Source organism: Thioclava sediminum, from assembly GCF_002020355.1.
Lineage (GTDB): Bacteria > Pseudomonadota > Alphaproteobacteria > Rhodobacterales > Rhodobacteraceae > Thioclava > Thioclava sediminum.
On the sequence record NZ_MPZV01000001.1, the window covers coordinates 1,253,154 to 1,274,923 of the forward strand.

Below are 21,770 nucleotides of genomic sequence, written 5' to 3' on the forward strand. Positions count from 1 at the left end.
ATGTTTTCAGAAATTTTGAAAGTCAGTCTGATAGCCGCGCTCTGCGCCGGTCCCGCCTGGGCCGATGACGATGCGGCCCCGTTGGCGGGCCTTCTGTCGGGTCACAACAAGGAAGAGCTCCCCGAAGTGACCCTCTCGGTGGGCGAGCCGCTGGGCGGTCCCTGGACGCTGCAATCGGGTAGATATTACGAGGTCGAGATCACCGCCGACGGGTCAGGCGAAATCGGGCTCGAAAGCGACGGCTTCTTTCGCGCGATCTGGGTCGACGAGGTGGTGATCCGCGGGCTGGAGGTCCGCCCGATGGGTCTTGCCTCCATCGAGTTCGACCGCGCAGGCACGATGGAGATCGGGTTCATCGCGATCAAGCCGGGGCGCTACGACCTGCACATACCCGGCTCGACCGGTGAGGATCAGCGTCTGGAGATCTTGATTGAGTGACGCGCCTGCCCTGCATGTTGCGGGCCTCAGCCATGACTGGGGTCGCAAACCCGCGCTGCGCGATGTGGGGTTCCGCGTCGAGAAGGGGCGCTTCTGCGCACTGCTTGGCCCCAACGGCGCAGGCAAATCGACGCTGATGTCGGTTTTGACCGGACTGATCCGGCCCGCCCCCGGCGTGGTCACGATCTCCGGTCACGACATGGCACGCGCCCGGCGCAAGGCGCTGGCTGAGATCGGCGTCGTCTTCCAGCAGCCGACGCTCGATCTCGATCGCTCGGTGCGCGCAAATCTACGCTATTTCGCAGCGCTACACGGGCTCGGCAGCAAACTCGCCGATCGTCGCATCTCGGAAGCGCTCGACCGTCTGGGCATGGCCGAACGTGCCGAAGAAAAACTGCGCGCGCTTAATGGCGGGCACCGGCGCCGGATGGAGATCGCCCGCGCGCTGCTTCATCGGCCCCGGCTCCTTTTGCTCGACGAGCCGACGGTAGGTCTCGACGCGCCTGCCCGCAGCGCGATCACCGCCCATGTCCATCAACTCGCCCAAGACGGAATAGCCGTGCTCTGGGCCACCCATCTCGCCGATGAATTACGCCCGGAGGATCTGGTCGTGGTGCTACAGAAAGGTCAGGTGAAAGAGCAAGGCGACGTCCGGGGCTTGAGCAAGAACGGCCTCCTAGCTGACTGGTTCTCCCAGGCGATGGGCGAAACGGCATGAGCGCGCTCTCCGCCGCCTCCGCCATCGCCTCGCGCGAACTCGCTCGCTTCTTCACGCAACGCGAGCGGTTCCTCGCAGCTCTCGTGCGCCCGCTCGTCTGGCTCTTCATCTTCGCGGCGGGCTTTCGGGCGGCACTGGGCTTGTCAATCATTCCCCCCTACCGGACCTATATTTCCTATGAGACCTATATCCTGCCCGGTCTCTGCGCGATGATCTTGCTGTTCTCCGGAATGCAAAGTTCTCTCAGCCTCGTCCACGATCGCGAGAATGGTGCGATGAGGCTGATGCTGACAGCGCCTCTGCCGCGATGGTTCATGCTTGGCGCGAAACTGCTCGCCGGCGCGCTGGTCGGGATGGTGCAGGTCGCGGCCTTCCTTGCAATAGCGGCGCTCTTCGGATTGCGCGCACCGTCGACGGGATATGTGACCGTCGTCCCCGCGCTTTTGCTTGCGGCAATCATGTTGGGAGCGCTTGGCTTGCTCCTGTCCTCGCGCATCAGACAGCTGGAGAATTTCGCAGGGATCATGAACTTCGTGATCTTCCCGATGTTCTTCTGCTCTTCGGCACTCTACCCGATATGGAAAATGCAGGAGAGCTCTCCGCTTCTCGCCAGGTTATGCGAGATCAATCCCTTCACTCAGGCAGTCGAATTGATCCGCTTCGCGCTCTACGGCCAGCTGAACCCCGCAGCTCTCGGTTGGACCGCATTGGCGAGCTTGGTGTTCTTCGCCGTTGCGATCTGGGGTTACGAACCCGCCCGCACCCGCTCTTGAACGAGCCGTGCCGGGCGTCCCTCGACCCGGGCAAACCGTGTGGCCAGCGCATCGAGTTCGCCTGCCGCATGGCTCGCAATCACCACCGCCGCATGGGTTTCCGCGATCAAGCCAGCGGTCAGTTCCAGCAGGCCTTCCACCCTCGCATCGTCAAGCGAGGCAAAGGGCTCGTCCATTAACAGCACATCGGGGCGCATCACGAAGGCCCGGGCCAGCCCCACGCGCCGCGCCTGACCGACCGAAATCTGCCCGGGCCAGTGATCCTCAAGGCCGGCCAGCCCGACCCGATCCAGCATCGCACGCGCCTGTGTCTCGGTGGCTGAAGTCGGGAGCGTCACATTGTCGATCACGCGGCGCCAAGGCATCAGGGTCGGGTTCTGAAACACCATTGCGCGGCGCCCCTCCACCTTGAGGCTTCCCTCGAAACGATGGTCGAGCCCAGCCAGCAGTCGCAACAGGGTTGTCTTGCCTGCACCTGACGCTCCCGATAGCCCCAGCACCTCGCCGCGCGCGACATCGAGCTTCATAGGTCCAAGCACAGGTATGCCACTGAAGGATTTCTCTGTCAGCTCCAGCCGGATCATCTTTGTCTCCAGCGTGAAGCGCGCTGCGCAAGCGGCGCGAGCAGGCCCCATTCCACCGCGAGCATCACGGCGACGAAGGCAAGCGCATTCGCAAGCACGCCCGCGATATCGAACATCTGGAAATCAAGATGAATGCGGAATCCGATCCCGTTGGATCGGCCGAGAAACTCGACGACAAGCACGATCTTCCAGATCAGTGCCAACCCCGCGCGCGCCGAAGCCATGATATGCGGCGCGAGCTGCGGGATCAAAATGTGGCGCAGCCGGGCGAACCAGCCCATGCAGTGAAGTCGCGCCATGTCCGACAGGTCGGTGTCGCGCGCCACCATCCCTTCGCGCAGCATCACCGCGACCATTGGGATCTTGTTCAGCGACACAGCCGCGATGGCCGCCCACTCATTCAGCCCGATCCAGAGATAGCAAAGCACGATGGTCACCAGCGCCGGAATATTCAGCGCGACCGTCAACCAGGGCCCAAACCAGCGATCCGCACGACGGCTGCCGCCAAGTGCGATCCCGATCGCCACGCCGAAGCCCATCGCCAGCCCGAAGGCTGCCGTCACCCGTGTGAGCGTGGCGCTCAGGTCTGGCCAAAGGTCACCGCTCACCAATGCCGTCCAGAGAGTCGGGAAAACTATCTGTGGTCCGGGAGCAAGCTGCGGATCGGCCAACCACCAAGCGAGACAGGCCCAGAGCAGAACGAGCGCCATGAGCGAGGCAACGACCACAGGAAGGTTGGGCCAGAGCCGGGCGCGGTTTCGCAGAGCGAAGCTGCGCCCGGTCTCCACGCCAGATCTCTTCCCTTGCGTGATCAAAATTGCGCCCATCGCTCAGTTCGTCAGGAATGTGCCCTCGGGCAGCGATGTCGCGCCGCCCACCAGCTTCTCACCGCCCAGTTTCGCCATGAGACGCAGCATCTTGTCGGCAGCCGCCTCATCGACCGGGCCGGGTGCCGGGACGCCAGCGAGCCATCCCGCCTTGAGCGCCGCGAATTGGGCGTTGCTTTTGGCATTCATGATCGGGCGAAGCCGCGCAAAGGCCTCGTCTTCGGTGGCGAGTTTTCCTTTGGCCGCACGCGAGGCGGCGACCAAACCCGAGGCTAGCTCCGGTTTCGACTCCACCAAGTCCCCCGACAGAACATAGCCGAGCAGCGGTGTCTCAGGAGAGAGACCAAGCGCGCTCGCGGCATCGCCGACGCTCACCAATTCGCGCATCCCTGCGGCTTCCATCTTCGCACCGAAATGCCAGAAATTGATCGCGCCATCGACTTCGCCCGAGAGCGCCGCCTTCATGATAAGGGGCGGCGCGCCGAAAACCTGCTCGGTCTTGCCCGCCAGATCAAAGCCATCGGCCTGCTCGGCATAGGCCCGCAGTATGAGCCAACTCTTGTCGACCGGCCCGCCTGCGATGCCGATTTTCTTTCCGTCGAGATCGGCCAGCGTTTTTGCCGGACTGTCCTGAGCGACCAAAAGCCCGCCCACCGCTTTCGAATAAGGAATGAAGCGGTAATCTTCGCCAGTTGCGCGCATCCGCGCGACCCAGAACCAGTCGGTCACGATGGCATCGACCGCCCCGCCCTGCAGCATGATATCGGAGCCCGACTTCCCTGCGACGGGGACCACCTCGAGAGTGAAGCCGTTCTCTCGGTCCAGACCGTAGTGCTTGATTGTGTCCAGCTCCCAATTCACGGTTCCGCCTTCGAGCGCGGCCACCTTCAGCACTGGCAGGTCCGCCGCCCATGCGCTTGCACTCATTGCGAGAGCTGCAATCGCCGCGCCCGCTGCGCGGCTCCATCCGTCAAAAGCCATCTGTTCCTCCCATCTGCGCCCCCCGCCGCTCCTCCGGCGATCACGCATTTGCGACCACAGTATCAGGTCGCGACGGCGCGCCTATTCGACCAAAGGACAATGCCCCTCCCCGCCAGCGGGACCGCGATTGATACCAAGGTCGAATGGTGGCCCGACGCAGCCTCGCGTTATCCAGAAGACAAGCGAGATCTTTTTGGGAGGTTTAGATGCTCTACACCCGTAAGGGCCTGATGGCCGCGCTTCTGGCGCTGGCACTTGCGCCGGTTACCGCCTTTTCGCATGGCGACGTGACCCCACAGCCCGTCAACACCGATGCCCTGCCCGACGTTGGCGAGGAATGGCTCAGCGAGAACCCCTATCGCGCCGCGGCGGCCGGTGATGAGGTGTGGGCCAAGGCCGTCCAGATCGGCGACAGCGGCTTCAATCAGAACTGTGCGCGCTGCCACGGGCTGGGTGCGGTTTCGGGCGGTCTGGCGCCGGACCTGCGCTATCTCGAAGCCGAGGAATATGGCGACGAATGGTTTGTTGAACGCTTCCGCCATGGGATGACCCAGAACGGGACCACCAAGATGCCCGCCTTCGGGGAAATCCTCGGTCAGAAAGCAGCCTGGGCAATCCGCACCTATATCGAGACGCGACCTGACGATGGTGCATTGGAGCCCTACTCGGATGAGCTTCACAAGATCCGCGATCAGCTTGCCGCAGGAGAGGCCGACGTCCCCACCGTGATTGCGACGCTCGAGGATATCTCCGGCAAGGTCGATACCGCTTCCGGAGCACCTGTCGCCGACAGCGCTGCGTCCCGCGCAGCACATGAGCTGGAGAAGGATCCGAGCAAGCAGAAGGAAGCGGCGGATATGCTTTCGATCGGCATATCGGCTGCGGAATGATGAGCGTCATCGCACAGGCCCGCGCGGGGCTTGGCGTGCTGGCATTTCTGGGCGGGATGGTCGGAGCCATTCCCGCCTTTGCCGCATGCGAAGGCGTGGCCCCAGAACAGAAATTGCAGAATACCTCGCCCCAGGATATCGGGCGCGATCTCGATAGGATTGCCACGGACGGCTATATCGAATTCGCTGTCTATGACGACTATGCGCCCTGGTCCTTCGAGAACGCCGGAAAAGCCGAAGGGATCGATATCGAGATCGGCAAGATTATCGCGGGAGCTCTGGGCGTCGAGCCGCGCTTCCGGCTCGTCTCCGCAGGTGAAACGCTTGACGCCGATTTGCGCAATTATGTCTACAAGGGCGCCGTCGTAAATGGCCGCGTCTCCGACGTGATGCTGCATGTTCCTTATGATGTGGATTACGCCTGTCGCTTCGATCAGGTCGTTTTCACCGGCATTTACGGCGAGGAACATATCGCCATCGCCTATGACGCCGCGAGCTATCCCGATAAGGGGCCGACCCCGGCGGTCTTCCGTTATGATCCTATCGGTGTCGAGAATGACTCGATTTCCGATTTCTACATGACCGACGTAACCCGTGGACCTTCGGCGGACAAGGTGCATCGCTACCGCAATACCGCGCTCGCGATGAAGGCACTGGCCGATCACGAGGTGATGGCGGTGATGGGCCCGCGTGCCGAGCTGGAAGCCGCGCTTGCGCCCGGCATCGACATCCACGAACCGCCGCTCGGATTGCCGCGCTCGAAATGGGCGATCGGCGTGGCGCTCTCGATGCAGCATCGTCGTCTTGGCTATGCGGTCGATGACGCGATCGCAGCTGCGCTGGAAGACGGGCGGATCGCCAAGGCCTTTGCCGATTACGGCGTGGGATTCACCCCACCGACGCGGTGATCTGCGCGTTCGGGCCGCTTTCGATCTCGCGATCAGAGCGGCCCGTAATTCCCATCGAAATCCACCAGATGGACGGCATCGAGGCCAAGACGGGCCGCGCTACGTGCGATCTCGTCGCGCTCCATGAGCACGAATGCAGTCGAGGCCGCATCTGCGAGCGCCGCGCTCTTTGCCTCGACCGTAACCGTTGACCAGCGCGGGAGCTGCCCTTGGGGCCCCAGGATATGCGAGCCACCCGGCAAAGCGAGCGCTCCCGGCGACGAGGTCGCCATCGCCCGCCCGTCGCGCAGCTGCAGGCGCGCAAGCAATCCAGCGCTTGGATCCAACACCCCAAGATCGAACGGACCGCCGATCGCCGCGAACTCGCCCATGTCGACCAGCACGTCGGAATAGCCCCGCGCAACCAAGAGGTCCCGGACACGGTCAGCCGCATATCCCTGCACGATCCCGTTCAGCGTCAGGGCTTGCCCCGGTCCGAGTCGAATGTCCGCCGCAACTCTTACGGTCTCAAAGCCGATTTTCGCACGCAGCGAAGCGCCGCTATTGCCATTTGCCAAGGCATCCCAAAGCGGCTGCACCGTAGGATCGAACGCGCCCAACGTCGCCAGATGCACCCGTCGCGAGAGCGCGAGAACCTCCGACATCGCAGCAGACGGTCGGCAGCGGCCTGTCGCGTTGAGGCGCGTCAATTCGCTTTCGCGATACAAGGAGAACGTGTTCTCGATCTCTTGAATTTCGTCCCGGATCGCGCGCATGTCCTGCCGGTTCCTGACCCCGCCCCTGAGATCGAGCGCGATCTCGGCACCAAATGCCTGTCCAGTCCAGGTCGCTGCCTGCGCGCGGGCTCCGGCACATAGCGCCGCCGCCGAAATTTGCAGGAAACGGCGCCGTTTCATTCTGCTGCCTCCCTCAGGCCGGGGCCGCGTTTTCCCTTTTTCGCGGCTAGCACGAGAGGCACGCAAAGCTTTGGATCGTCATGAATTTTCACGCAATCGAGGCATTGGAAACACTCTGAATACCGTATCTGGCCGGTCTTCGCGATTGCCCCGTAATTGCATCGCACCTTGCACAGCTGACACGGCGAGCCGCAGTCGGCCCGACGCGGGATCCAGCTTCGCAGTCGTAAGAGGCCGCCGAGCCGCATCGCGGCCCCCAAGGGGCAGACGGAGCGGCAAAACCCCTTGAACCAGACCATCGAGACCGCGATCCACCCCGCCGCCCAGAGCACATAGGGCCAGGGTCTGGCGAAATGGGTGGTGATAGCAGTCTTGAAAGGTTCGACCTCGACGGCTTTCTCGATGTGATCGGGCGTGACAAGTGCAATGCCGGTCAGCACAGCCAACGCCACCGGCCCGGTCCAAAGGAGCGCTTGGGCAAGTGACCGTGGCGGCTCCCATTTCGGCAAGTTCAGGAAGCGTCCGATGTGATGCGCGAATTCCTGAATTGCCCCGTAAGGGCAAAGCCAGCCGCAGAAAAATCCGCGCCCCCACAGGAGGAAACCGAGGATCGCCGCCGCCCAGATCAGAAGCGAGAACGGGTCATAGAGGAGCACCTCGAGCGAGCCGTTCCCGGTGAGCGCCCGGATCACCGCGATGGGCGTCACGATAGAGAGTTGCCCCTGCCCCCAATAACCGACGAAGCCGATCGTGATCGCGAGAATCGCAAGCCGCACCGGGGTAAAAAGCCTGAGCGCCGCAAGCCGCGATTGCAGCAGCAGCGCCCCAAACAGCAGCACGAGGAACCCGCTGAGAACCCACAAATCCGTTGCCCGATTGCGAAGCGCCTCACGCCATGGCGGCAAGGCCTCCGGCACTTGCGGGAAAACGAAGAACCGCTCGGGTGTCTTCATCGTGAGACTGAATTTCGCCTCTCCCGCTTCGGGCTGAAACATCCCATGCAGACGAACCGCCTGCGCGGTCAGCTCCCAATCGCGGGAGGGATCGAAACCGAGACGGCGATCCAGCCGGACCACCATCTTCGTCGCGTCCTCAAGCGTCGCCGGGGCATCTTTGGCCAGTTGCGCCAGAATGTCCGCATCGCGCAGCGCCAGCGGCAATCCATCTTGCTGCGCAGATATCCGATCCGGTGCCGTGTTCCGGACGAAGTCTTCGCTCACCAGCCCCTGTCGGCCGGCCTCGATGAGCAGATAGAGCTCGTCATCCGGCGCACGAGACAGGAAGCGTCGCGTTTCGGCATAGGTCTCGGGAGAAAGCGCAGCTTTTGCAATCGAGCCCGGGCCGAGGTCGATAGCATAGAGATCGAGATAAAGCCCGTTCGGGTCGCTATCGACCGTCGCATCATCGGCGGCCCATTTCGTATTGTCGAACGCCGCGTCTTCCTCTGCGTTCGTGACGCGGAGCCGCCCCACCAGTCCCGCCTCGATAAGGCCTTGCCAGTCAAGCTGCTCGCGATGGTCTGGATCAGGCTTCGGCGGCGGACCGGATTGGATGCCCTTCATCTTCTCACGCGCCACCGCGAGCGTCGCCGCCAAGATTGATTCATGCGCGATCCGCACGCTCGCGGTCGCCTTGGTCACACCATCGAGATAAACGAGATCTGAGCCCGACCCGGCACCGCCATAAGGCGTGCCGACGACGATCGGCTCGTTGATGGAGTGGCCGCGATACTGTTCGAGAAATTCCCGAAATGGCGCTTCTCCCAGCCCAGACACGAAAACCGGTTCGTGTTGACTGATCAGTTTCACGTCTATGAAGCGCCCTTCCAGATCGAGCATGACCAGCATGTTGATCGGTTTGCCGGAAAAACCCGGCAACGGCGCCAATTCGCCGGTCTCAAAGACATAACCCGCCTCGCCGCCCCCGGAATTGCGGAGCTGCCAGACGCCCTTTTCATTGATTTCATCGCCCACCGCATAAGGCGCAACGACGATATCGGCCACCTGCTCGCGCGACAGGCTCGCCGCGAAAGCGGGCAACGCCAGAAAGAACCATAGGATGAGCGCGCGCAACATGCGGCGAGTCTAACGATCAGATGGCGCGGCGATATTCGACCTTCGTAGCGAGACGATGAGGTTCCGGTTGCGCTCGGCGCGGCAAGCTTTGCACGCTTGGCATGGAATGCTGTCGCCCGTCGGCTTCGAGCGACAGCGGGAACTGAGACACGAAGGCGTCTAAGAAAGGCGGGGCTATTCACTTTCGAGAGAGTGCAGGTTTGTGGACGGGTCGACGCGGTCCGAGGATTTGATCGGGCGAGATTGGCGGGTGGGTTTGCGAAATCTTTCATCGGACCCAGTGTCCCTCGCCGACCTGAAAATTCCGGTCGGAAAAATTCAGGAAAATTCCATGCTTCGTATCGGAGAGAGTTTGGAGTGGCAGACCTACTAGGGATAACTTTCCCAGAGAGGCGAATTTCGCACTGCTCCCTTTGGGAAACGAACCGCCACGATCAGTCCGAGCGCTGGCCGCTCTCCGGTCTCACGCAATCGTTCTGGATGCGCCTGCGCGCCGAGTGCGCGCAGGGCTTTGGAGGGGGGCGGCTTTAGGCGCTTAGCCGCCGAAGCGCGGCTCCGGCACGCCTTTCACGCCGAGACCGCGGATCGCGAACAGGCTGCCACGCTGAACACCGTCGTCGGGGAAACGCGGCAGCGGAGGCTTCGCCATCGACGTGACGTAGAGCACATCGAGATCGGGGCCGCCGAACTGGACGCTCGTGACCTTCTTCACTGGCATCGGGATTTCCATGTCGAGTGTGCCGTCCGGTGCGAAGCGGCAGATCCGCCCGTCATAGACCAGCGCCATCCAGTAATAGCCCTCCGCATCGACCGTCGCCCCGTCCGCGGCGCCGCCGTTCGAGGTGTCGGCCTTCGCGAAGGTGCGACGGTTCGAAATGCCGCCGGTCTCGATATCATAGTCATAAGCCCACATCTCACCGGTCCAGGTATCCGTGAAGTAGAAGGTCTTGTCGTCCGGCGAGAAGCAAGGCCCGTTCGAGCAGATGATCCCCTCCTCGAGCTTGGTAACGCTCAGGTCGGGATCGACGCGGTAGAGTGCGCCCAGCGGCCCCTCCTCCTGCATATCCATCGAACCGGCGAAAAACCGACCGCGCCGATCGCATTTGCCGTCGTTGATACGGGTCGTGGCGAGGTTGGCTTCCGGGTCGTGCAGCAACTCGCAATCGCCACTGTCGAAATCGAGCAACCAGAACCCCTTGTCGAGCGAGACGATGGCCCCCTTGCCGTCCTTGCGCACCGCCATCGAGCCGATCTTGCCCGGCACATCCCAGGCGCGCAGTTCCGTGCCGTCCGCGGTGCAGCGAAACACCCGTCCATCCATCGAGTCGATGAAATAGAGCCGCTGGCTTTCGACGTCCCAGACCGGGCCCTCGCCCAGTGTCGTCTTCACGTCGAGCAGAATATCGATCTGCATGTTGGTCTCCTCCCTTGGTATCCGGTTCAGAAGTTCACGGCGTCGCCGCCCTTGAGCGCAAGCATCTCGCGCGCCTCGTCCGGCGTCGCGAGCTCCAGGCCCAGCCCCTCGACGAGGGCGCGCGCCTTGGCGACCTGTTGGGCGTTGCTCTCTGCAAGTTTGCCGCGCGAGATCCAGATGCTGTCCTCGAGACCGACGCGGATATTGCCCCCCATGCTCAGTGCCTGTGTGGCGATGCGGAACTGGTCCTTGCCGGCCCCCAGAACCGACCAGCGGAAATCCTTTCCGAAGAGACGGTCTGCCGTGCGCTTCATGTGCATGACATCCTCGGGATGGGTGCCGATGCCCCCCAGCAGGCCAAAGACGGACTGAACGAAGAACGGCGGCTTCACGAGGCCACGATCCGCGAAATGCGCGAGGTTGTAGAGATGCGAGATATCGTAGCATTCGAACTCGAACCGGGTGCCGTTGTCGTAGCAGGTCTCCAGCACGTATTCGATGTCCTTGAACGAATTGCGGAAGACGAGGTCACGCGACCCCTCGAGATGCTCACGCTCCCATGCGTGTTTGAACTCCTTGTATTTCGCGAGAAGCGGGAAGAAGCCGAAATTCATCGACCCCATGTTGAGCGAGGCGACCTCGGGCGCCCATTGCGCCGCGGGCTTCGTGCGTTCGTCCACCGTCATGTAGGGCGAACCGCCGGTGGTGATATTCACCACCGCATTCGTCGCCTGCTTGATCCGGCCCAGGAACGGCGCGAAGGCCTCGGCCGACTGGTCGGGCTTTCCAGTTTTCGGGTCACGGGCATGCAGGTGCAGGATCGCGGCCCCCGCCTCGGCCGCCCCGATCGCGGCTTCGGCGATCTCGTCGGGCGTGATGGGAAGGTGATCCGACATCGTCGGCGTGTGGATGGCGCCGGTCACGGCGCAGGTGAGGATGACCTTGTCTGGCATTCTATCAATCTCCGATTTCGTCTGTTGCTCGACGCTTGTGAGCGGCGAGCGCCATGAGGCGCCGGTCTCGCCACGCCTGCCGCTGAGCAAGCTCGTCTGCGGGAAGCGCCGCACGGCGCTCCGCCTCGATCCGGTCCAGCACGGGGCCGCGCCAGTCCGCCGCGGGTTGCCCCGCCATGCCGTCATAAATGCCGCCGTAGCGCGTCACATATTGCCGCACGCCCTCGGGCGCGTTGAGGTCGATGGTCTCGAACGGGCCGATGAAGGACCAGCGAAGCGCCAGCCCTTCGCGCAACCCGATATCGACGTCTTCGGTGCTGGCATATCCATAGGCCACGAGCCGGAACGCCTCATGCAGAAGCGCGCCCTGAAGGCGGTTCATCACGAAGCCGTCGATTTCCTTCTGCATGACGATCGGGCGCATGCCGGCGTCGCGCAGAAGATCCGCCGTGCGCTCAAGAAGCGCAGGATCGGTCCAAGGCGCAGGCACCAACTCTGCTGCGGGCACGAGATAGGCGGGATTGATCGGATGATTGACCACGACCCTGTGGCGTCCCGCGAGCCCCTCGGAAATGGCCGAAGGCAGCAGGGCCGACGACGAGGAGGCGAGCACGGTATCGGGGCCGGCAATCGCGTCGAGACGCGCGAAGATTTCGCGCTTCACGCCGATCTCTTCGAAGGTGCTCTCCTGCACGTGCCGCGCGCCCTCGAGCGCCTCTTCGAGCGTGGCGACCGGCTCGATGCGCGCGAGGGCTTCCTCAGCGGTGCCGGGAATGAGGCCCAGGCGCTCCAGTTCCGGCAGCATCTCGGCGGCGAAGTCGCGCGCGGCCTTTGGCGCGGCGGGGACCTCGTCCCACAACCGCACCGGATGACCGGCGCGGGCGAACACGATGGCCCAGGCACGCCCGATAAGCCCCGAACCGACGCAGGCGACAGGCTCTTTCATCACAAGGTCTCCACATTGCCATCGACGGGGAAGCTTTGCCCCGACAGGTTGCGCCCGGTCTCGGCGATCAGGAAGGCGGCCATGTCCGCCACGTCCTCGGGCGGGGTCATCCGGCGCAGCGAGACGTTCGACAGATACCGCTCGGTCATCTCTTCATGGCTGATCCCGGTCTGCTTCGCGCGAGCTGCGATCACGCCTTCGATCCGCGGCCCTTCGATAATGCCGGGCAGGATCGCATTGGCACGGATATTCTCGGGACCGAGCTCTTTCGCGAGGCTCTGGGTGAACCCAATCACCCCCCATTTCGCCGAGGCGTAGGGCGTGCGGAACGCATAGCCGAACTTGCCCGCCGAGGAGGAGATATTGACGATCGCTCCACCCCCTGCCGCGCGCAGCATCGGCACCGCTTTCCGCGTGCATAGGAACTGACCTGTCAGGCCGATATCGAGGCAGCGCCGCCAATCCTCGGGCGAGATTTCGTCGACCGAGCCGGTGGGCCCCGCAATGCCGGCATTGTTGACCAGCGCATCGAGCCCGCCGAGGGTGTTGCCGATCGCTTCGAAGAAAGATGCCACCGCAGCTTCATCCGAGACGTCGGCGCGCAGGGCCACTTCGGCGCCCAGCTCCTGCGCGGCCCGTTCAAGCGCGGCCTCATCGATGTCGCAGATAGCCAGCCGCGCGCCTTGCCGAGCCAGTTCCCGCGCGATGCACAGACCGATGCCGGAAGCGCCCGCCGTGACCGCAACGCGTTTGCCCTCGAGGCCGGGCAATTTCATCCTGGATGTATCACTCATCGAAATCTCCTTGGTTATTTGCGCAATGCGATCACGGCCATCAGGATGACGAGCCCGAAGAACACTGAGCGGAATGCGAAGGGCAGCGCGGTGCCGGCAAGCAGGGTCTGCATCGCGGTCAGCAGCAGTGCGCCGCCCAGCATGCCCGCGTAATGCCCGCGGCCACCGGTGATCAGCGCCCCACCCACGACGACGACCGCGATCGAGGGCAGAAGGTAGTCATCCCCCATCCCGAGGCTCGCCTGTCCGGAAAAGCCCGCCAGCAGAACGCCGACCAGCGCCGCGCAGAGCGCCGAGAGGATGTAGACAGAGATGATGACCCGCCCCGTGCGCACCCCCGAGAGGCGCGCAGCCAGTTCGCTGTTGCCGACCGCGTAGACCCGGCGCCCGAACCCGGTGCGTCCCAAGAGGACGATCGCGAGAGCGACGAAGGCGGCCATGAAGATGATCACCGGGGTCACGCCCATCAGCTTGCCGGTCATCAGCCAACGCAGCGAGGGCGGTGCGAACCCGGCGGGCGTGCCGCCCGACCAGATCAATGCCGCGCCCTGAAGAATGCCGTTCATCGCGAGGGTCACGACGATCGGCGACAGGCCCAGCGCCACGACGCCCAACCCGTTCGCGAGCCCGATCAGCGCAGCCACCGCAAAGACCACCGGCAGCGCCGTGAGCAATCCCATGTCCTGTCCGCCAACAAGCCCGGTCAACATCACGCCCGACAGCGCGATGCTCCAGGGCAGCGACAGGTCCAGCCCCCCGGTCAGGATAACCGCGCCCTGCCCCAGAGCGAGGATCGCGAGGAAGCTCGAGAGCACAAGGAGCGAGTCCCAGTAGCGCCAGCCGCTGAAGACATTGCCCAGCACCAGCTGCGTCGCGATCAGGACCACCACGAGGCAGATCCAGGCGGGCAGAACGTGGCGCAGCGTATGACCGTGACGTTGCAGGAAACTTTGCGAGGGGGCGGTCTCTGCCGGTCGCGTGAAAGCCAACCTGTGATCCTCACCCGAGCGCTGGCCAACAAGCCATCCGCGCCGTCGGGCGCCGATCGCATCGGTGACTTCGCGCAGGCGTTGCGAGAGCGTGCTGTCACGGCGCAGCGAGCCCGCGAGCACCGCGATCAGGAGCACTGCGCTTTCCGCGATGGTCGAATAGTAAGCCGAGACGTTGAGCGACAGCAGAAGGTTCACGACGATCATCAGGATATAGGCCCCGAGGATCGTGCCCAGCACACCGCCTTTGCCACCGCCAAGACGGGTGCCGCCGATCACCACAGCCGCGAAGGTCGGCAGCAGAAGCGAGTTCCCCACCAGCGGGTCGCCGCTGCCGGTCTGGGCGCTGACGAAAACACCGGCGAGCCCGTAAAGCCCACCTGCGAGAACGTAGGTCGCGAAGGTAACGGTGCGCGCGTGAAGTCCCGTCGCGCGAGCAGCCTCGGCATCGCTGCCCACTGCGTAGAGCGTGATCCCGTAGCCCGTGCGCTTGAGCCAGAGCCACAGCGCCACCAGCACGAGCATCAGCGTGATCGGTGCGGGGAGAAGACCAGGGATCGTGTCGCCAAGATAGACAGATGCGAGCGAAGGCGCGACGAATCCGCCCGGCATCGCCATCACAAGGAGCGTCAGCCCCTGCACGATGAACATCACGGCCAATGTGACCACGATGGGCTGCAGGCGCACCACGGCCACGAAAAAGCCGTTCACCGCGCCCACGGCCATGCCGATACCGATCCCGATCGCGGTCCAGAGCGGCACGGAGGCCTGCATGTTCGCCGGGTCCATCGAGGTCGCAAGCACCGCGTTGACCAGCGAGACCACCGCGCCTGCTGACAGGTCGAACCCGCCCGACAGGATAACCAGTGTTTGTCCTGCAGCCGCGATCGCGGAGGTCGCCCCGCCGCTTGCGAGAAATGAGATGTCGAAATAGCTCAGCGGATAGGGGCTCAGCCCCGCGTTCAACGCCATGAGGCCCGCCAGCACCAGCGCCGCGACGATCACGGCTTGTCCGTGACGCAGACTGCGTAGCCAGTTGGAGGACTTGCGCCGCGGCGCGGCCCCGGATGATAGGCTTTGGTCACTCATGCCCGGACCTCCTGTTTCGGATGTGTCGTGTCTCCCTTCAGCGGTGCGTCCCCGCCGAGCGTGGCCTGCATGATCGCGTTCTCGCTCAATTCTTCACCCTCGAGCCAACACGACAGCCGACCCTCGTAGAGGACGCCGACACGGTCGCACAGATACACGAGCTCAGGGATTTCGGTGGAATGGAGCAGGACCGATCCGCCTGCATCCGTATAGGCGCGCAGCAGCGCATAGATCTGCTCTTTCGTCCCGACATCGATGCCGCGCGTCGGATCGAAGAGGAGCAGAATCCGACTTTGCGCCACGAGCCACTTGGCCAACACGATCTTCTGCTGATTACCGCCCGAGAACGCGCCCGCGGGCAGGTAATGCGCGCGTTCGTCCACCTCGACGGCAGCGAAAGCCCCCGCAGCGGCGCGCGCCTCCGCCCCGTCATCGAGAACCGGCCCCCGGTGAAACCGCGAGAGCACGGGCAGGCTGGCATTCTGCCGCCCGCTGAGTTCCAGGAACAAACCTTGCGTCTTGCGTTCCTCGGGCACGAGCCCGATCGCGACCGACGGATGCAGCGCATCGGCCGGGGCCCGCAGATGGAGGGGCGTCCCGTCCAGCTCGATATGGCCCGCGCGCAACCGCTCCTGTCCGAAAAGGGCGGAGAACAGCGCCTCCTGCCCCATGCCTTGCAGCCCGGCAATCCCGAGGATTTCCCCCTTGTGCAGCGCGATCTCGGCATTGCGCAGCTTCGGCCCTGCCGACAGCCCACGGGTGGCGAGGACCGGGACCTGCCCCGCGATTTCCTTCGGGGCACGGCGCGGCGGGAAGGCATTTTCGACCGAGCGGCCCACGATCATCTCGACCACTTCAGCGTCACTGACATCCGCGACCTTCGCCGAGGTCACGGACCGTCCGTTGCGCAAGATGGTGAGCGTGTCGCAGAAGGCGCGCACTTCAGGCAAGCGGTGCGAGATGAACAGCACGGTAATCCCCTGCGCGGCCGCGTCCGCGATGATCCGGCCGAGCCAGTCGACATCGCTGCCAGAGAGCGCCGATGTCGGCTCGTCGAGCAAAAGGATTTCGGGCTGGCGGTAGAGAGCGCGGGCGATCTCGATCTTCTGGCGCACCGCCAGGGTCAGTTCCTCGGCCAACGCATCGAGATCGACGTCGAGGCCCAGCGCTTCGAAATGTGCGGTCACCTCGCGCCGCGCACGGCTGCGGTCCAGCGTGCCGATGATCGTCCGGCGCGACCGGCCCAGCAGCATGTTGTCGAGCACGCTCAGGTCCGGCACCAGCGTCAGCTCCTGAAAGGCGGTCTGAATCCCCGCTGCATGGGCATCGCGCGCATTGCGCAAATTGACGTCGCGGCCGCCTATTCGGATCGTGCCAGAATCTGGCCGCACGAGGCCCGAGAGCAGTTTCATGGTGGTCGACTTGCCGGCGCCGTTTTCGCCGAGCAGGGCGTGGACGCGGCCGCGAGCGACGGAGAAGCTGACCTTGTCATTGGCGACAGTGGGACCGTAGGCCTTCGACAGGTCATGAACTTCCACCGCAGGCGCTGAATCGGCGATGCGTGACATGCAATTCTCCGGAATGCGTATGTATGGTGCGGTCTGCGCCCGGCGACGGAAAGCCCCCGTCGCCGGGCGTGTGACCTCAGTTCTCGGGCTGGCCGACAAGCGCGGCGTTCAGACCAAGCTGCGGCAGATCTTCCGAGAAGATCGAGGCGAACCAGCCGGGGTTCGACACCATCGAGGGCTGGAACACGTTGCACCCCGCCTTCTGTTCATCCCAGCTGCCCGTCTCGCAAAGCTGCACGGTGTCGTTGGTGACGAGGGGCAGCGGCAAGGTGGTATGCTTCGGGATGTCCTTCCCTTCGAGTTTATCGACCGCGAGCTTCAGGGCCAGCGCGCCGGAATAGGGCGGCGAGGCGTAGGAGATCCGGGGTGCGCCCATCGGCGCATAGGGCTTGCTCGCCCCTTCGACCGCTGTATCTGTCGGAAGCATTTGGATGCGCCCGCCATTCGATCCCTCACCTGCACAGGGCAGCAGCTCGGAAGGATCGCGTCCCGCTTCGAGCTGCATGGAATCCGCCGTGTAGCAGCCAACCTGCATCCAGAGCCCGTTGATATCGGACCAGTCGCGGGTGGCCATCAGCTTGTTGAGTTCAGTCCGGGCCACCGCCTGGCTCCACATGCCCACGGCCTCGCCGACGATATTGATGCCGTCATGCTGGGCGAAGACTTCTTTGGCCGCCTTGGTCCGGGCGGTATCCACGGACGTGCCGGGCACACCTGTCACCATCACGACATCGCCCTTGCCGCCCATCTTGTCGACCAGCCATTCCGCCGTCTTTCGACCGGCCTCCTCTTGGTCGATCGTCACGTTATAGGCACAGGGCTCCGTGATCTCCGCATCATAGGCGATGACCGTCACACCACGCGAGCAGGCGCTCTTGACGACGCTGTTCAGCGCGGTGGGCGAGATCGGGTAGACGACGATCGCGTCCGCACCGGCCTGCACCATCGCGTTGATCTGCTGAATCTGGCGCTGGGCGTTCGGCCCGGCGACCTGGACCTCGAGATCCACCTTGTCGGCATAGTCCTTTGAGGCCGCGAGCGCCTTGACCATGTTCGAGGCCTCGGCCTGCCAATCGTTCCCGATATAGCTCATCGAAAGATAGACTTTGTAAGGCCCGTCGCTCTGCGCCTGGGCGGCTCCAGCCACGAGACCAAGGGCGCAGGCGGCGCCCGCGATATAGCGTTTGATCATTTCTTCCTCCCATGTCCGGCGACTCTCCCCGGTCGCCTCACGGATTTCACGATCCGATATCTTTGATCAAAAGTCAAAACGTGTTTTATTCTTTTTCGAGCCGGCGTAGTTTGGGCCGTGAAATGAAAGGTCTGACCATGTTCGAAAGCGTCACGCCGCTAAAGCGCGAAACCCTGCAGACGCTGGTGCATCAGCGGCTTTGCGATCTGATTCTGCAGGGCGAGATCGCACCCGGCGAGTCGATCACTGTCGCCAGCATCGCCAAGGCGCTCGACGTAAGCCCAATGCCGGTGCGCGAAGCAATTTCCCGACTTATGGCCCTCGGAGCCCTGACCATCGTGTCGGGACGATCCATCGGGGTGCCGCGTCTTGGGGCAGACGAACTCGCCGACCTGCGCAAAGTCCGCTCGGAGATCGAGACCACCGCGGTGGCCTGGGCGGTCGAGCGCCGCGATCCCGAGTTCATCGCACAGCTGGAAAAAGTTCTCTACGCGATGGAAGCTGCGGAAGCCGCAGGTCAGGTGCGCGAATTCATTCATGCGAATTACGACTTCCACTTCACGATTTACCGGCAGGCAGGCTCTCCCCTTCTGTTGGAGATCATCGGCAATATCTGGCTGCGGATAAATCCGCAGTTCCACCTGCTGCAACGCCATGGCCACTACCGTGTTTCCAACAAGCAGCACCGCAGGCTGTTCGAGGCCATCCGGGACGGCGACAGTGCAGCGGCCATCGCAGCCCTGCGCGAGGATATCGACAGCGCCTACGAGGTCATCCTCGCCAGCCTCAAGGAGAGCGAAGCCGAGCGCGGGTGAACGGGTTGGCCGGCGATGCTGGAGAGAGCCAGCAAAGCCGACCTGGAAAAACTACCTATATGACAGACTATGGGTAGCTTTCTCGAACGGTTGGATTGCGGGACGGCGCGACAGCGCGCACAAGAGCCCCATGGATACGCTTGTTTTCATCGCCTCCAAGCTCGCAACCTTCCTCCTGCGCGCAGAAACCTGGGAAGCGCTTTTGCTCGCAGGCGCGCTGATCGCGCTCGTGAGCGGGCGCCTACGCGCGGCGCGCAGGATGCTTTCCGTAGCGCTGGCGAGCCTCCTCGCTCTGGGCATCTTTCCGCTTTCATGGACCTGATCTTTCCTGATCAGGTCCACTTTCCTGCTTCATCGTGGCCGGTTTCACGACAGGATCAGTCCCGCCGCCAGAGCCTTCCACTCCACAAGCTGACACCGGACGGACCTTGAGGTCCTCGCTACCGGCCAAATTCTTGAGGTTGATCGCCGCATTGATGTCGCGATCGTGCTGCGCGCCGCAATTGGCGCAGGTCCATGAGCGGACCGAGAGCGGAAGAACCTCCGCTTTGGTATGACATGCCGAACAGGTCTTGCTGGATGCAAAGAACCTGTCGGCGGCAACAAGAGTGCCGCCCAGACGTGCGAGCTTGTAGCTCAGCTGCCGACGGAACTCGAAAAACCCCATATCGGAAATGGCGCGGGAAAGATGCCGGTTCGCCATCATGCCGCGGACATTGAGGTCCTCGATGACCACTGTGCTGGCTTCACGCGACAGCTTGGTCGTAAGCTTGTGCAACCCATCCTGGCGGATGTTGCGGATGCGTGCATGGAGCTTTGCAATCCGGGCACGAGACCGTGCCCGATTTTTCCCGCCCTTTTGTTTTCGCGCATGAGATCTCTGCAGTCGTGCGAGCCGCTTCAGGTTGCGACCCAGGGATTTTGAGCCGGAGAACTTGCGGCCGTCGCTCAAGGTGGCCAGATCCGTAACGCCGAGATCGACGCCGATGACCGCTCCTTCGGGGCGAGGTGTAAAGCTGTGATCGATCTCAACCGCAAGCGCCGCGAACCACCGGCCCGCCTCCCGCGAGATGGTGACGGATTTCAAGGTTGGATTCATTTCGGAACCAAAGCGCAGGGCCTCCCGCATAGACACCCAGCCAATGCGCGGCAGTTTCAGGCGTCGCCCTTCGACACGGAATGTCCCGGGGCCATTGTCCGGCCGAAAGCTCTCACGACAGAGATCTTTTGCTTTGAAGTTGGGATAGCGGGAGCGCCCCTCGAAGAAACCCTTGAACGCGGCACCAAGATTCTTGATCGCCTGCTGTGGAACCGCTTTGGGCGCATGCAGCATCCAGGGGTATTCAGCCCGCTTGATGGCATTGAGTTCGCGTCGCAGCGCAGCCTCGGAAGGCTTGGGCAGGGAATTGTTTTCGCAATGCGCCGTATATTGGGATTTCCATCGGTCGAGAGCCCAGTTCCAGCTGAACCGGGCGATGCCGGCGCATTGCGCAAACAGTGCGTCCTGCGCCTTGTCTACATCGAGGGCGATGCGGTGAACTGTCATGATCCGGGTAGAGATCGCTGCTCCATCAAGCGCCATCATCGCCTCCTTCGGCCGCGGCCTTGATGTCTGCGATCAATTTCGCACTCTTGCGGGAGCGCGCACCGTAGAGCCGTGCGCTGAACACCGTGGTTATCTCGAGCACATCCCGGGCAAGATCCTCTTCGAAGCTGGTGTCTTCGCCCTGGTTCAGGATTACGACCTCGACGTTCTTCGCCTCACAGATCGCGAAGACGAGCTCGGCGCCGAAGCGCAGCAAACGATCCTTGTGAGTGATGACCAGTCGGCCGACGCGATCCTCGACAATGTCTTCGAGTAGGCGCTTGAGGCCCTTCTTGCGATAGTTCATGCCAGAGCCGAGATCGGTGACCACCTCGTAGGTCCAGCCCTGCCCGGCGCAATAGGCCTCGAGAAGCTGCGCCTGGCGCTCCAGGTCAGTTTTCTGGTCATGGGAGGAAACGCGTGCGTAGGCAACCGTGCGCCGGGCAGCGTTATCCTGCTGCCGATGGAGCTCCGGCTGAAGTTTGGCGAGGTCATAGCGGCGGCGCCCACCCTCGGTTACGAGGTCGGGTTTGAGCTTGCCGCTCTCATCCCATCTGCGCAAGGTGAGCGGAGTCACGCCCAGGGCCTTTGCGGCCTCGCCAATACTTACAAGCTTCTTCATCATTTAGATGATATATGATGCGAAAAGAATAAGTCAAATGGAAGATGTTAAAGCCCCTCGGCTATCTCCTGATTAGGCCCTTGGAGCAAGCCTATCCGACCAACCCGCAGCTCGCCCAAGTCGACGGGATCATCATCCTGGGCGGCGCCGAAGTCAGGGACGGCACGGCCCGTCACTATCAGGTTCAGCTCAATGCGGCCGCCGAGCGTGTCACAGCTGGCCTCGCCCTCGCGCATCGCTTTCCAGATGCGAGGATCCTGCTCTCTGGCGGCAGCGGCGTCCTGCGCGACCTTGCGCGAGAGAGCATGCCCGGCGCCGAGGTCATGGCAGCCGCCTTTCGGGAAACAGGTATCGCTCAAGCCCGCCTGCTTCTCGAGAGCCGCTCGCGCAACACCAGTGAGAATGCGCGCCTCAGCCACGATCTCGCGCAACCCAAGCCGACCGACACCTGGCTGCTCGTCACCAGCGCCTTTCATATGAGACGTGCGATGGCGAGCTTTGAGCGCGCCGGATGGGAGGTGGTAGTCCCCTACCCTGTCGATTATCGCGCAGATGGGTTTCTCGAAGATATTGGCTGGGATCTCGCGGGCCATCTCGACACGCTGGATCTCGCGATCAAGGAATGGGTTGGGATCGCGGCTTACGCCGCGAGCGGGAGATAGCTTGTCTGCGAGGCGACGGAAGCACGACTGGTTTCATCCTCCGCTGGGAGC

The 21,770-nt window shown here is 63.3% G+C and carries 22 protein-coding genes; 8 read left to right on the plus strand and 14 right to left on the minus strand.

Annotated elements, in window-relative coordinates; translation table 11 throughout:
• The 3 genes from BMI91_RS05510 to BMI91_RS05520 are packed head-to-tail and all read left to right on the plus strand — an operon-like array spanning position 1 to position 1,929.
• Positions 1–438, plus strand: a complete 438-nt coding sequence (locus BMI91_RS05510) for a cupredoxin domain-containing protein (RefSeq protein WP_078604217.1) — start codon at positions 1–3, stop codon at positions 436–438.
• Positions 431–1,156, plus strand: coding sequence for an ATP-binding cassette domain-containing protein (locus tag BMI91_RS05515; RefSeq protein ID WP_078604218.1), 726 nt, complete (start codon positions 431–433; stop codon positions 1,154–1,156). The genes BMI91_RS05510 and BMI91_RS05515 overlap by 8 nt, the downstream gene beginning before the upstream one ends.
• Positions 1,153–1,929, plus strand: a complete 777-nt coding sequence (locus BMI91_RS05520; RefSeq protein WP_078523080.1) for an ABC transporter permease — start codon at positions 1,153–1,155, stop codon at positions 1,927–1,929. Before BMI91_RS05515 ends, BMI91_RS05520 begins: the two co-directional genes overlap by 4 nt.
• On the opposite strand, the gene BMI91_RS05525 is transcribed toward BMI91_RS05520, so the two are convergent.
• The 3 genes from BMI91_RS05525 to BMI91_RS05535 all read right to left on the minus strand — a co-directional run bounded on the left by BMI91_RS05525 (position 1,902) and on the right by BMI91_RS05535 (position 4,321).
• Entirely contained in the window at positions 1,902–2,513 is a 612-nt protein-coding gene (locus tag BMI91_RS05525) for an ATP-binding cassette domain-containing protein (protein WP_078523081.1), read from the minus strand. The two genes, BMI91_RS05520 and BMI91_RS05525, sit on opposite strands and share 28 nt — an antisense overlap.
• Positions 2,510–3,121: an ABC transporter permease gene (locus BMI91_RS05530; protein WP_341853189.1), complete on the minus strand. Its 612-nt coding sequence runs from the start codon at positions 3,119–3,121 to the stop codon at positions 2,510–2,512. Before BMI91_RS05530 ends, BMI91_RS05525 begins: the two co-directional genes overlap by 4 nt.
• Before the next feature lie 222 nt (positions 3,122–3,343).
• Complete coding sequence (locus BMI91_RS05535; RefSeq protein WP_078604220.1) at positions 3,344–4,321, minus strand: ABC transporter substrate-binding protein; 978 nt, start codon at positions 4,319–4,321, stop codon at positions 3,344–3,346.
• 206 nt (positions 4,322–4,527) lie between these two features.
• Here BMI91_RS05535 and pedF point away from each other — a divergent pair, with 206 nt between their 5' ends.
• A complete protein-coding gene (gene pedF, locus BMI91_RS05540) occupies positions 4,528–5,211 on the plus strand; it encodes a cytochrome c-550 PedF (RefSeq protein ID WP_078523084.1) in 684 nt (227 codons plus the stop codon).
• A complete protein-coding gene (locus BMI91_RS05545) occupies positions 5,211–6,119 on the plus strand; it encodes a substrate-binding periplasmic protein (protein WP_093476946.1) in 909 nt (302 codons plus the stop codon). Before pedF ends, BMI91_RS05545 begins: the two co-directional genes overlap by 1 nt.
• Before the next feature lie 32 nt (positions 6,120–6,151).
• Here BMI91_RS05545 and BMI91_RS05550 read toward each other — a convergent pair whose 3' ends face one another.
• The 9 genes from BMI91_RS05550 to BMI91_RS05590 all read right to left on the minus strand — a co-directional run bounded on the left by BMI91_RS05550 (position 6,152) and on the right by BMI91_RS05590 (position 18,035).
• Positions 6,152–7,015 (minus strand): FAD:protein FMN transferase, encoded by an 864-nt coding sequence (locus BMI91_RS05550; RefSeq protein ID WP_078545477.1) that lies wholly within the window; start codon positions 7,013–7,015, stop codon positions 6,152–6,154.
• Positions 7,012–9,090 (minus strand): 4Fe-4S binding protein, encoded by a 2,079-nt coding sequence (locus tag BMI91_RS05555; protein ID WP_078523086.1) that lies wholly within the window; start codon positions 9,088–9,090, stop codon positions 7,012–7,014. The genes BMI91_RS05550 and BMI91_RS05555 overlap by 4 nt, the downstream gene beginning before the upstream one ends.
• A gap of 535 nt (positions 9,091–9,625) precedes the next feature.
• On the minus strand, positions 9,626–10,504 hold the full coding sequence (locus tag BMI91_RS05560) for an SMP-30/gluconolactonase/LRE family protein (RefSeq protein WP_078540081.1): 879 nt from the start codon (positions 10,502–10,504) through the stop codon (positions 9,626–9,628).
• Between the two features lie 26 nt (positions 10,505–10,530).
• Positions 10,531–11,457, minus strand: a complete 927-nt coding sequence (gene kce, locus BMI91_RS05565) for a 3,5-dioxohexanoate:acetyl-CoA acetone transferase (RefSeq protein WP_078540082.1) — start codon at positions 11,455–11,457, stop codon at positions 10,531–10,533.
• Between the two features lie 4 nt (positions 11,458–11,461).
• Positions 11,462–12,403, minus strand: coding sequence for a 3-hydroxyacyl-CoA dehydrogenase (locus BMI91_RS05570; protein WP_078604221.1), 942 nt, complete (start codon positions 12,401–12,403; stop codon positions 11,462–11,464).
• A complete protein-coding gene (locus tag BMI91_RS05575) occupies positions 12,403–13,197 on the minus strand; it encodes an SDR family oxidoreductase (RefSeq protein ID WP_078604222.1) in 795 nt (264 codons plus the stop codon). The genes BMI91_RS05570 and BMI91_RS05575 overlap by 1 nt, the downstream gene beginning before the upstream one ends.
• Positions 13,198–13,211: 14 nt before the next feature.
• Complete coding sequence (locus tag BMI91_RS05580) at positions 13,212–15,275, minus strand: ABC transporter permease (RefSeq protein WP_078604223.1); 2,064 nt, start codon at positions 15,273–15,275, stop codon at positions 13,212–13,214.
• Positions 15,272–16,843, minus strand: a complete 1,572-nt coding sequence (locus BMI91_RS05585; RefSeq protein WP_078604224.1) for a sugar ABC transporter ATP-binding protein — start codon at positions 16,841–16,843, stop codon at positions 15,272–15,274. The genes BMI91_RS05580 and BMI91_RS05585 overlap by 4 nt, the downstream gene beginning before the upstream one ends.
• Before the next feature lie 76 nt (positions 16,844–16,919).
• Complete coding sequence (locus BMI91_RS05590; protein ID WP_078604225.1) at positions 16,920–18,035, minus strand: sugar ABC transporter substrate-binding protein; 1,116 nt, start codon at positions 18,033–18,035, stop codon at positions 16,920–16,922.
• A gap of 122 nt (positions 18,036–18,157) precedes the next feature.
• Here BMI91_RS05590 and BMI91_RS05595 point away from each other — a divergent pair, with 122 nt between their 5' ends.
• Together BMI91_RS05595 and BMI91_RS05600 are read left to right on the plus strand one after the other, a co-directional pair.
• Positions 18,158–18,850 carry a GntR family transcriptional regulator gene (locus tag BMI91_RS05595; protein ID WP_244176555.1) on the plus strand — a complete coding sequence of 231 codons (693 nt, stop codon included), beginning with the start codon at positions 18,158–18,160 and terminating at the stop codon, positions 18,848–18,850.
• Between the two features lie 130 nt (positions 18,851–18,980).
• Entirely contained in the window at positions 18,981–19,172 is a 192-nt protein-coding gene (locus tag BMI91_RS05600) for a hypothetical protein (RefSeq protein ID WP_078604227.1), read from the plus strand.
• Here BMI91_RS05600 and BMI91_RS05605 read toward each other — a convergent pair.
• Together BMI91_RS05605 and BMI91_RS05610 are read right to left on the minus strand one after the other, a co-directional pair.
• On the minus strand, positions 19,161–20,432 hold the full coding sequence (locus tag BMI91_RS05605) for an RNA-guided endonuclease InsQ/TnpB family protein (protein ID WP_208607948.1): 1,272 nt from the start codon (positions 20,430–20,432) through the stop codon (positions 19,161–19,163). The genes BMI91_RS05600 and BMI91_RS05605 overlap by 12 nt on opposite strands.
• Positions 20,422–21,057 carry an IS607 family transposase gene (locus tag BMI91_RS05610; protein ID WP_078604477.1) on the minus strand — a complete coding sequence of 212 codons (636 nt, stop codon included), beginning with the start codon at positions 21,055–21,057 and terminating at the stop codon, positions 20,422–20,424. Before BMI91_RS05610 ends, BMI91_RS05605 begins: the two co-directional genes overlap by 11 nt.
• Before the next feature lie 44 nt (positions 21,058–21,101).
• On the opposite strand from BMI91_RS05610, the gene BMI91_RS05615 reads away from it, so the two are divergent.
• Entirely contained in the window at positions 21,102–21,719 is a 618-nt protein-coding gene (locus BMI91_RS05615) for a YdcF family protein (RefSeq protein ID WP_078604228.1), read from the plus strand.
• Positions 21,720–21,770: the final 51 nt, after the last annotated feature.